Origin of the sequence: Paenibacillus sp. OT2-17, from assembly GCF_009827695.1 — a bacterium.
Taxonomy (GTDB): Bacteria; Bacillota; Bacilli; order Paenibacillales; family Paenibacillaceae; genus Paenibacillus; species Paenibacillus polymyxa_B.
Genome location: NZ_WUDQ01000087.1, coordinates 1 through 12,311 on the forward strand (window position 1 = coordinate 1; position 12,311 = coordinate 12,311).

Below are 12,311 nucleotides of genomic sequence, written 5' to 3' on the forward strand. Positions count from 1 at the left end.
CCGTAGCTGATCTCCTGTTGACCGGAAATGAGAGCGATCTGCTCAGGGTTTCGGCTTGCTTGATCCTCGAAATATTGATGTAACAGCTTTACGGACCCCGGACCCATGTCTGTCTGATTGTAATCATGGACAAGTGTCTTCCATTCCGCCTCGTTCACCGATTCCGAAGCCGCTATGGCAAGCTCACTCACCCAGTCCTCTTCCTTGTGGACGCTTGCTGACTCAAGTATTTCCTCTCTGTCCCGCTGATTCGGGTCAACTGCCACCTTTTCTATCCGAAGCTCTCCAATCTTTTGCTGTGGATTGACAAGGACAGTGTGTAAGATTTGAAGGAATTCCCGGCTCAAGCGTTCCACCGTCTCCCCGGTAAAGAGATCTACATCGTATTGAAGGATACATTCGATACGCTCGTCGGTCATAGCTGCGGTAAATGTTAAATCGAATTGTGCTCCTGTATACTCCGCTTCATCACATGGAGTCAGTTTCAGGCCGGGTAATTCTACGATGGTACGGGAAGATTCGTTCAATAATGCAAACATGGTATCGAACAGCGGATTGCGGCTTGTTTTGCCAGCCAAATTCAACTTCTCAACCAGTTGCTCAAATGGATAGTCCTGATGCTCAAAAGCCTGGAGAGAGCGTTCCTTTACCTGCATTAAAAATTCGTGCACTGTCATGTCCTTCTTCGGCGTGTTGCGAAGGGCCAACGTATTGACGAACATGCCGACAAGAGGACTCAGGCTCGCATGAGTTCTGCCGGATACCGGAATGCCGACGATAACATCTTCCTGCCCACTGGCTTTGGCCAGCAATAGGTTATAGGCCGCCAGTAGAACCATAAATACCGTGACATTTTGTTGCAGGGCAAAGCGTTTTAACTTCCACGTCCATTCCTGATCCAGCTCAAAATGAACGGCTTGCCCTTCACCTCTTCTCACATCGGGACGTGCATAATCCGTAGGCAATTCCAGCTCTGTAATTTCCCCTTGAAAAAGCTCCAGCCAAAACTGCTCCTGCTGACGGAATTCCACACTGTTCAAAAACTCACGCTGCCACACGGCATAGTCTTTATACTGGATCGTCAATTCCGGTAAGTTCATGCCCCCGTATAAACGAGCAAATTCCTCGACGATTATCTCCTGGGAAAGACCGTCCGTAATAATATGATGCATATCAATGAACAGCAAATGACGGTTGGCAGGCTGATGAATAACCTGAACGCGGAACAATAGCTTTTGCCGGAGATTAAAGGGCTTGATTAATCCGTCCTGTTCCACTAATATTCCACGTTCACGGCCCGATTGAATTTCTTCTATCCAGGTCGCTAACCCTTGAACCGTCCCTGCCCGGAAGAAATCGCGCAGTGTCAGATTTACATTCCATTCCTTGTTAATAAGGTAGACCAGCTTGGTTGCCAGCAAGGATTGACCGCCCAGCAGGAAGAAGTCATCCTGTGTGCCAATCTGCTCCCGGTGCAGGATTTCCGACCAAAGCTCAACCAAGCGCTCTTCCAGGGGTGAAGCTGGCTGCACATAGGCCGTACCGACCTTGATACTTTCATTAACTTGCGGTAAAGCATGACGGTCGATTTTTCCGTGATGTGTTAACGGGATCTCATCGACTCGAACAAAGTAAGACGGAATCATATATTCAGGCAAGGTTACCGACAGATGGGTCTTCAGTTCTACCACCGACAATTCCTGATCTGTAACGATATAGGCGCATAGCTCATGCATACCAGGCTGGACTTCCTGAACCAACACCACTCCATCCTGTATACGCGGGTGCTGGAGCAACGATTTTTCAACCTCGCCCGGCTCGATGCGGTAACCCCGCACTTTAACCTGCTGATCGACTCTTCCTAAAAATTGAATTTGCCCATCTTCAAGATATCTGCCCAGATCACCCGTTTTGTACATCCGCTCGCCCGGTATCCACGGATTTGCTACAAACTGCTGCTGCGTCAGTTCGGGGCGGTTCATATAGCCGCGTGCAACTCCCCAGCCTGAAATGCATATTTCACCGGGTACCCCGATAGGCATAACATCCGTACCCCTGCGATTCATGATGTATACCTCAGCATTGGCTACAGGCCGTCCGACAGGCAATGGATGGACAGCTGGAATATCCGGCACACAATAATAGGTAGCACAGACGGTCGCTTCTGTTGGTCCGTACGTATTGTAGACCTTTGCCGAGCGCAACAACTGGGTGACATATTCACTTTTCAGCACATCCCCTCCGCTAATATAAGTGCGAATATGCGGGAAAGGGGGCAGTTGATTCAGCTCATTTAAAATAAACGGCGAGGCGCTGACCACGGTCACTTGCTGCTGGCGAATGAATTGGTTCAGCAATTGGATGTCCTTCAGTTCATCCCGTGAAACCATAGCCAGCGTTCCCCCTGCTGCCAATGTAGGGTATATTTCCTCCACGGATGCATCAAAGGTAATGGCTGCCTGCTGGAGCACTACGTCCTCAGCCGTTAGATGGAACTCATGCTGGAAAGCCGTGATGTAATTCGTTACATTTCTATGCTCAACCATGACTCCTTTGGGCTTACCGGATGATCCTGACGTGTACAAAATATAAGCCAAATGGTGAGATGCCACAGACTCCTTGCCTGCAAGTGCAAAAGCTAGATTATCAGCATCTACGCTGTACAAGGCCGGATCACTTACATCCATGACGGACCCTGTAAAACGAAGCGTGTCGATGCTGACGGTGTCCGTAGAAGTTAGGAGCAGAGACACGCCGCTGTCCTCCAGCATGTAGGCCACCCGCTCCGTCGGATGTTCCGGGTCCATAGGGACATAGGCTGCTCCTACTTTGAGTACGGCAAGCATGCTGGTCAGCATATCTAGCGAACGGGGGACCAGGATACCGACAGCTTGGTCCGGTACCAAATGATAAGTTAGCAAGTGCCGGGCAAGCTGATTAGCTCTGATATTCAATTGGCTGTAAGTCAGCGAATGCTCTCCGTAGACGGCAGCAATCCGCTCAGGTTGCTGTTCTGCCTGTTCTTCAAACCACTGGTGAACCAGCTTTTCCTGTGGGTAATTCACCCGGGTTTCATTCCACTCGTACAGGGTTCGCTGCTGTTCTTCCGCCTGATTCATGGAAATGAGGCCAATCGGCCGCGAAGCATCAGCACAAACTTCTTGTAAAAGATTCTTGTAATAGCTCGCAAGCCGACGTATGGTCTCTCCCTTGAACAGTTGGGTCGCATACTCAAAGTGAAAACGCAGCTTGCCTTCATTTTCAACCCATATGACTGTCAGATCGACTTGGACAGCCTCCATCTTAGCTTCCAACGGAGTAAAGCGAAGCCCGTTGATGCTCATCGGCTCCCCCCGAAAGTTCTGGGAAATAAACTGAACATCAAAAAGTGGGTTCCGGCTCCGGTCTCTCGGTACGTCAAGCTGATTCAGCAGCATTTCAAAGGGATAATCCTCATGCTTATAGGCTTCAAGCGCGTGCTTCTTAACCTCCTGCAAATATGCTGCGAAAGGCTTATCTTCGGCTGGCGCAGTTCGCAGGGCCAGCGTATTGATGAACAGCCCAATCATGTGCTGAACCTCTTCCGACTGGCGACCTGCGCTTGGAATGCCAATAATGATCTCTTCCTGATTCGCATATTTGGCCAATAAAGTACTATAGACAGCGTACAGAAGCATAAAGAGCGTAACCCCATGCTGTACCGCTGTTTTTTTAGCCAAAGCTGTTAATTCCTCATTCAGATCAAATGTATAGACATCCCCGGCATTGCTCATTTGCGCTGCCCGCGGCTCATCTGTAGGCAAATCAAGTACAGGCAGCGTCCCCTTAAATACGTCCAGCCAGTATGCCTCCTGCTTTTTCATTTCGGCACTGTCCAGACGCTGATTTTGCCACAATGTAAAATCAGTATATTGCATAGGCAGTTGCGGTAGATCCTGTCCAGAATAGCCCTGTATCATTTCACTTAATAAAATACCAATCGAGGCTCCATCGGCTGCAATATGGTCAACATCGCACAGAAAGAGGTGGGAATCGTCCTTCAGCCGGATCAGCTTCGCCTTTAACAGCGGCGCACGATTCAGGTCAAAAGGACGGATAAATTCATCCACATACGCTTCGAGTTCGCGCCCGTCCCCTTCGCTATATTCCAGCGAAAAATCCACCTCCGGGTACACTCTCTGTACCAGTTCGTTATCCCGCAACTCAAAAGCGGTGCGCAGCGAGCTATGACGACGAATTACCGCATATATGGCTTTCTCCAACCGATGATGATCCAGATTACCAGTGATGGTCATCGCACTGCATAGATTGTTCAAGGTGCTATGTCCTGCCATTTGACGCATCATATAAAATCGACGTTGCGTCGAGGAAGCTGGGTACACCTCACGTTGTTCCACCGGATGAATGATCAGATTTTTGTCAGCTGATTGGGGTGCAGGCAGCTCCGTTTCCGTCAGAAGAGGTTGCTTCGCTTCTCCATCCGTATACAGGGCTAATTCGCTGACCGTCATATAGTTGAAGATATCGCTCATATCCACTTTTTTGGACAAGCTTTGATTCATCTGTCCCACCATTTTACTAGCAATCAGGGAGTCTCCTCCCAGCTCATAAAAACTGTCATAGATGTTCAGCTCATCAAGCCCCAGCACTTCCGCCCATATGCTTGCGATCACCTTTTCAGATGAGCTATATTGTTCTGTTGCCCGACCACGCAACTGCACAGGACGGCGCACGGCAGCAGATGACGTGACCGCATGGTCATGCAGAAGCCGACGATGACGGTCCAGAATAGCCCGCATTTCATGAGAAAATCCGAAAGGAATGGCAGCGGAATCCAGCGCGGCCACCTGAGCGTAATTCAAGCCACCCACAATGACACGGGGAACGGGATGAAGCAATAATTGTTCAAGAGCGGCCAGTCCCTCTTGTGTGGACAGAGCCTGAAATAAGCTCTCTTGGAAATCAACCTCATGCTCAAAAGCCATCCCAACTTCCTGCCAAGGAGCCCAGTTGATGGCAAGCGTACGTCGGCCGGAGTGATTCCGCCACTCGGCAAAGGCATCCAGATAGGCGTTGGCTGCCGTGTAGTCGCTTTGGCCTGGTCCACCCATCAGTGAAGTCACAGATGAAAAAAGAATAAAAAAGTCCAGTGTATCCGCAGTGGTGATTCGGTCAAGCACATGTGTGCCTGTTACCTTCGGAGCCAGTACCTCGGTAAAGCGGTCCTGGCTCTTGAGAGCCATAAAACCGTCTCCAGCCACACCCGCAGCATGGATGATACCGTGAATAGCCCCATACTTGTGGCGAAGTTCATTCAAGGCTTGCTTCATAGCGGTCTCGTCAGCTACATCGACAGCATAATATTCTACCTGCGCTCCCTGCTGCTCCAATTCCAGTAAGGCGGTAACCGTATTCTGCATCCTTGTATTCATGTCTGGATTTGAGTTCTGTCTTATGTTTTTTGGGCTCCCGTTGGAATCGGCGTTTGCAATGGCCTCCCATTGCTCCTTGGGTGGCAAAGGCTTGCGACCTATCAATCCCAGTGTGACCTGACCTTTAGAAGCAAGCCATTTACCGATTGCCAATCCCAGCCCGCCAGTACCCCCAGTTATGACATAGGTTCCCTGCGGTCTGATCGTAATCGGGTCAACTTCGCTTTCCGTCAGATCCACAGGTTCAATCTGCTCTACATAACGTTCGCCGTTACGCCAAGCGACCAGAAATGTATCATCATCGTGCCGTAGGGAATGAATGAGTTCTGAAGGCTGGGTGCTTGTATTTATATCGAGGCAACGGCAGCTCAGATCAGGGTATTCCTGACCGATGACCCGGGCCAGCCCAAACAAGCCCGCATGTTCTGGTTTTAATTCATTTTCCAATTCATTCACTTTATAAGCCTGCTCAGCGATCACCGTCAGTTCCTTAACAGCTGACTTGGTCTCTGCGATTGCCTTAGCCAGATGAAATAGCTGAACCATAGACTGCCCGTTCCAGAGGTATATCAGTTTCTTAGCATTCTGACATCGCATCTCTGTCAACAAGCGTCTATGATCTTCCTCGGAACCCGTAGAGAAGTAAGCATGGTCTGACATTTTAGTAAAGGTGACTCCTCGCTTCACTTCAACCACATCATACCCTTCGTGCGCTAACAATCCACGTAGCGTTACACCGATCGGACGGTTATCAGTGAATAATAAAATCGTTTCCAGCGGTGTGGATAACACTGAATCATTTGCGGTCCGGGTTACTGTATCTTCTTCATATTCGGAGGGTGCTTGTTCTTGCTTTTTCCATACAATCTGATGATATTTATGATGTTCTGTATAGCGGGTTCGTTTAAGATCCGCCTCGTGTACACGTTTGACTGCATAATCTTCAATTTCTACCAGTACCTGACCTTCGGCACCCAGAATGAGCACATCTACCGTTAAAATTTCTCCACTTTCCCTGACCTTGTTTTTTTTGCGCAGATAGCTGTAGCAAAGCCGTGGGAGGGAGTCGTAAATGCGCAGCTTGTGATATGAAAATGGCAGGAACAGGCCATTTCCTAAACTCTGGCTTGCTACCCCGACGGCCACATCCAACAAAGCGGGATGCAGCACGTATTGACTTACATCCATTTGATAGGCTACGGGCAGCTCCAGCTTAGCCAACACTTGATCTGTTCCAATTGCAATCGTCCGCAGCGTCTCCCACCGCGGCCCGAATGAAAATGCAGGAGCCGCTTCGGCATGATTCTCACCGACTACTACTTCCTGATCGTTGCACTCAGTCCGAATATCGCCCAGACTCATAACAGGTTGGGCTGCCTTTACAAATACCGCGCGCCCCTGTGCATGCCTTACCCAATTCTGCTCCCACGGCTGAACTGAGGGTCCCGTCCGGCTTAATACCTTAAACGAAAACGTCTCACCCTCCCGTTGCAAAACGGTGTGTACTTCTCTTTCTTCCTCTGCATCCACGATGAGCGGAGAAATAAACTGGATATCATATAGCTCCAGCACCTTGCCTGGACGCTTGTATTTTTCCAATCCTGCCCTAACCATTTCCAGATAAGTGGTTCCTGGTACAATACAGTTTTCCATAATCTTATGCTCGCTTAGTACCCAATGACGCCCAACAGAGAAACGGGTCAGGTAAATATCCTGATCCTCGGTTTCTGCCAAACAATAGTCCAAAAGCGGATGTGTTGTTTCCATCTCTGTGAATTTTCGAACATGGGAAGCCTGAGAAACGACTGCCTTCTCCTCTACCTCCACCCAGCATCGCTTAGGCTCAAAAGGATAGGTGGGAATGCTTCGTCTGCGGCACGCTTTGCCTTCATACAAGCTCTCCCATTCCACATCTGCTCCCTCAACATACATACGGCACAGAGAATCCAGCGTATCGAACTCGAATGAAGACTGGGTCAGTTTCTCTTTGGCTGATGCTGTCAGTCTTCTGGATTCCTCCAGCGTAAGCTCCCCTGCTTCTTTTTCCTTCTGTGCAGATACAACCTTATGACGTCCAAAATACACACCCGGTATGAACTCTTCTTGTTGCGCTTGTCCGCTGAAGCCTGAGGTCTGTATTTGAGTCAGCTTTGCCCCCAGATCATCCCAATCCCGGCACAGAATCGCTAGACGAAAGCCCTACTGCCCTCGTCCGGTATTGGCGGTATAACAAAGATCGCGTAACGGATAGGTTTTGGGTTCCATGACATATTGCTGATATTGCTTCACATAGGCTGCAAGCACTGTTTCATTTTTAGCAGATAACGTAAAAAGCTGAACCGTTTCCGGTGTTTCCTGCTCCAACTGGCCACCATCCTGCATTTCAGCCCATGCCGGGGCCTCTTCCAGAACGACATGGCAGTTCGTACCGCTGAGCCCGAAGGAACTGACTCCGCAGCGTCGCGGAAAATCCTCCTTGGGCCAAGGCTGCAGCTTGTCATTCACATATACAGGCGAATCAATAAAGCTAATATCCGGGTTCGGGTAGGTAAAATGTAGGCTCGCCGGAATTTCTGCATGCTCCAAAGCGAGCACTGCCTTTAAAAAGCCCGTGATTCCCGCACTGTTATCCAGGTGACCTACATTGGTTTTGACCGAGCCTATGGCACAAAATTGATTCCGGTCGGTATACTGCCGAAAGGCTCTCCGTATACCATCAATCTCCACTGGATCACCCAGCTTGGTGCCTGTCCCATGAGCTTCAATATATGTAATGGTATCCGGGTCAATCCCAGCATCCTTCCAGGCCCGTACAATGACATCCTCTCCTGCCAGCGAATTGGGAGCCGTAATCCCGGCTGAAGTCCCGTCATTGTTCACAGCACTGCCTTTAATGACAGCATAAATATGGTCCTGATCCTGAATGGCCCGCTTCAAGGGTTTGAGCAGAACAGCGGCTACACCTTCTCCTCCACCTGTGCCATCTGAAACGCTATCGAACGTTCTCGTCCGGTCATCCGAGGAGCCTACACCCAGCCCCCCGCCCTTTCCCTCTTTTATAGGTACAAGTGTGACCTTTACCCCGCCGGCAATCGCCGTATCGCAATCGCCGTGCCGCAAATCCCGGCAGGCCAGGTGAATGGCCACCAAAGATGAAGAACATGCGGTATCCACCAACAGACTGGGCCCTTTTAAATCCAGCAGATAGGCGATCCGACTGGCAATCATGGAATGAATATTACCTGGAATCGCCGAAGAAGCTGATGAAGGAGCTATTTCTGCTATAAACCGCTTGTACTCCTCACCAAAATCACTGCTGTAGCCGACATAGACTCCTGTCCGACTACCGGAAAGCTTTTTACCACCGTACCCCGCATCTTCAACCGCCGCCCAGGCAGACTCCAAAAATAGTCGCTGGTTTGGGTCCATCAATCGCGCTTCAGCCGGAGAAAGTTGAAAAAAGGGATAGTCGAACTTATCAATTTCTTCTAGAAATCCACCTTCATTTAATGCCGTTTGTTCATTCAACAGTCCGGCTTGGAAGAGGCTCTCCAGCTCCCTTTTTCGTCGGGCAGGAAAAGGGCGTATAGCGTCCTGCCCCGCCCGCAGAAGATCCCAAAACTGAGCTGCATTTTCACTTTCGGCAATTTTACAGCTAATCCCGATGACTGCAATATCCGAATCTCGCAGCTCATTAACCGCGATCGGACCCGCGTCCTGAAAATCCTGTTCATTGAATTGAAGAGCCGCCAGATTGAATCCTGTTTTTGTCATCATCGTACTCCCTTCCGTTCCTCGTGTTCGCTGCGATTAGCTGACCTGAAACGCGGGAAATAATTCGCGTGTATGCGTATTGCTGAAAATCTGCTCAAACCGTTCAGCCCGTAGTTCCGTTGGTGTTAATTTGGTTGCAAAAATGGACTTTAGCTTGTCCAGAGCTTGCTGCATTTGTTCCAACGTTGGTTCTGTTCCGGTTGTGATCAATTGTTCGCGCAGGTTTTGCAATTCTTTGTATGGAACGACTACACCCTGCTCATACTCATCGTTATTCCAGTTCCGGTTCTGGGTTGAAACCGCAATCGCAATACAGGAGGTCACCAGACCCAAACCATCTGGTTTGCTCTCGATATCAGCATTCCGCAGCAATTCCAGAGTGGAGGGATGCTCAAAAGCAAAGGAATGAGCCGTAGAGGTGATACCAGCCATTAAATTTCTCAATACGGTTTTGGGGCCGATTTCTATAAAATGATTCACACCCTGATTCAGCATGTATTGAACGCTTCTGTGCCATTGCACAGGCCGTGCCATCTGGGACGTCAGGTTAGATAGGATATAACGACGATCCGCATAGGGTGTCGCTGTAACATTAGAGAGCACAGGCCATTGAAAACGGCCATAATCATATCTCTCCAGCTCCTCCCGAAATTTCCCCGCAGCGCTCCGCATTAAATTCGTATGGAACGGAAAGCCCACCTTGAGGCGAATCGTTTTGATTCCTCTACGGTTCAGTTCCTCTTCTGCCTTCTCCAGTGCAGGAGTATGACCCGAAATGACGAGCTGCTCAGAGGAATTATAATTCGCAATCCCGACCGATACACCGGCTGTCGAGGCTTTCTGGCACACCTCATCCACCTCACGCTCATGACTCCCGACTACCGCCAGCATCGCTCCTGTACCGGGAGCAACAGCTTCCTGCATCAGAATGCCCCGCTGACGTACTATTTTCACCGCATCCGAAAAAGCAAGCGCCCCTGTACTGACCAATGCCGAGAATTCTCCCAGACTGTGACCCGCTACCAGAGATGGAGCAAGCTTCAATTCCTGCATCAGTACACGAAAAGCTGCGATGCTCACCGTCAAAATGGCAGGCTGGGCATTAGCGGTCAGAGTCAGCTCATCCATGGAACCTGTGAAACAAAGCGTCTTTAGATCAAACCCTAGCGCATCCTCGGCCTCTTCAAAGGTTTCTCTTGCTACTGAATATTCATCGTATAAGCTTTGACCCATGCCTACATATTGAGAGCCTTGCCCCGGGAATAAAAATCCTAATTTTTTCATCGTTCCATCCTCCTTATAGTAGGTCTGCAATCTTGTGCAGTACGTGGACATAGGCCTTCATCATCTGTTCCGCCCAAGTCTTCTTCAGTTTTCCAGCTTGATATTCGCATAGGAACCGTACCTGCTCCGCGCGCACATCCATATGAAGCACCCAGTCAAATTGTCGGGTCACCTCATGTCCCGCCGGCGTATGATTCAAAAACACACAAGGGAGAAAAGCAGATGGATTGGCGTTTCCTGTCCCATTTGGCAACATAACTGGGATCGGGTAAAGGTCGGTCTCTTTCGCTTTTTGACGATGACCAGCAACCTCTATGCACAGGGCGCTAAAATCATCATTTTCCGTCAATCGTACACGCAGCGGATATAAGCTCTCCCCTGTCAGTTGTAATGCGAGGAAAGAGGACTGTCCATGGTGTATGAACTGTTTATGTGGTAATAGGTGTCCTTCACCGATGAGCAATACCAGTTCGGACTGACCTGTCATTTGTGACAAAACATACGTATAAACGGCTAGTAACAAGTCTGTTAGGGCAAAATCCTGACTCCAGACTGCTTTCTGTAACGTGGTCAGCAGGTCCGCAGGTAAGGTAAAGGTGAACGTAGCCTGCCCTTCGGCTCCTCCATCTGTCCGCATCGCCTCATTCCACGGAATAAAAGATAACGATTCAGCCAAGTAAAGACGCCAGTATTGCTCCTGACGCTCATATCGTTCCTGTTCCGCATCCGTCCATGCTTGTTCTCCTTGCTGCTGCTCCAGAAAACCGGAAAGTCTCGCAATGGTCGGATAGGCAAAACAGTCTGCAACGCTGATTTTCCCTGGATAGATTTGCTGGAGACGAACATTCATTTGAATGAGCAAAACCGAATTGCCTCCCAGCTCAAAGAAATTATCGTGGATGCCAAGTCCACTTCTGTGCAATACCTCTTCCCAAATTCGGCTGACCTGCATTTCCACCTCTGTAGCAGGTACCGTATATTCCACTTCAAGAAGAGGACGGCTAGGATCCGGCTTGGGCAGCATTCGACGGTTTACTTTTCCGTTCGGCGTTAAAGGCATCTCCGACAAGGTAATAAAATGCGAGGGAACCATATATTCTGGCAGCCGGGCAAGCAAATGATTACGTAGCTCACTCACTGATAAAGTCTGCTGGCCTACCCAATAGGCACAAAGGGAGTGGTTCTCCTGTTCATCTGATCGGTCCTGTACCACCACAGCTTCCCGAATGGCAGGATGAGCCAGCAGCGCCTGTTCAATTTCCCCCAGTTCCACCCGATAGCCACGGACCTTGATCTGATCATCCATCCGGCCCAACACTTCAATCTCACCGTTAGGCAGCCACCGCGCCAAATCTCCGGTCTTAAACATTCGCTCACCGGACCGGAACGGATTGGCTTTGAACTTCTCGGATGTTAGCTCAGGGCGCTTGTCATAACCGGATGCAAGTCCCTTGCCTCCAATCCAGAGATCACCCGCTACAAGATCCGGTACAGGCTGGAGCTGCCCATCCAGAATATATACTTGTGTATTCGCTATCGGCGTACCCACTCTCACCCGCTCATGCTGGGTAAGCTCCTGCACAGTTGACCAGACTGTAGTTTCGGTTGGGCCGTACATGTTAAAAATGCGCGCAGTGGTCACGTCCTGCGTCTGACGAAGCAATGACTCTGGTAAAGCCTCGCCTCCCACCATTACGACCTGCAACGTGCGCATACTCTCTTTTGCTTCCGGGTGCATAAGCAAAAGCTGAAGCCGCGAGGGCGTTATTTGCAGCAAGTGCGGACCTGTTCGGCGAATGGCTTCCAACAGCAGTTCAGCAT

4 protein-coding genes are annotated in these 12,311 nt (G+C 49.8%); all 4 read right to left on the minus strand.

The window, feature by feature from the left end; all coding sequences use genetic code 11:
* Positions 1–7,517, minus strand: a 7,517-nt coding sequence (locus GRP75_RS12665) for an amino acid adenylation domain-containing protein (protein WP_337194225.1), incomplete at its 3' end; no start/stop codon positions are given.
* A gap of 114 nt (positions 7,518–7,631) precedes the next feature.
* Complete coding sequence (locus tag GRP75_RS29735; protein ID WP_237449017.1) at positions 7,632–9,209, minus strand: type I polyketide synthase; 1,578 nt, start codon at positions 9,207–9,209, stop codon at positions 7,632–7,634.
* Between the two features lie 33 nt (positions 9,210–9,242).
* Positions 9,243–10,490 carry an ACP S-malonyltransferase gene (fabD, locus tag GRP75_RS12670; RefSeq protein WP_068938674.1) on the minus strand — a complete coding sequence of 416 codons (1,248 nt, stop codon included), beginning with the start codon at positions 10,488–10,490 and terminating at the stop codon, positions 9,243–9,245.
* A 13-nt stretch (positions 10,491–10,503) separates the two neighbouring features.
* The coding region (locus tag GRP75_RS12675; protein ID WP_160789476.1) for a non-ribosomal peptide synthetase at positions 10,504–12,311 on the minus strand (1,808 nt) is incomplete at its 5' end.

Excerpts from the sequence above, each read along its gene's own strand:
- GRP75_RS29735 (WP_237449017.1), bottom strand. The coding sequence starts at position 9,209 with ATGATGACAAAAACAGGATTCAATCTGGCGGCTCTTCAATTCAATGAA.
- fabD (WP_068938674.1), bottom strand. The coding sequence starts at position 10,490 with ATGAAAAAATTAGGATTTTTATTCCCGGGGCAAGGCTCTCAATATGTA.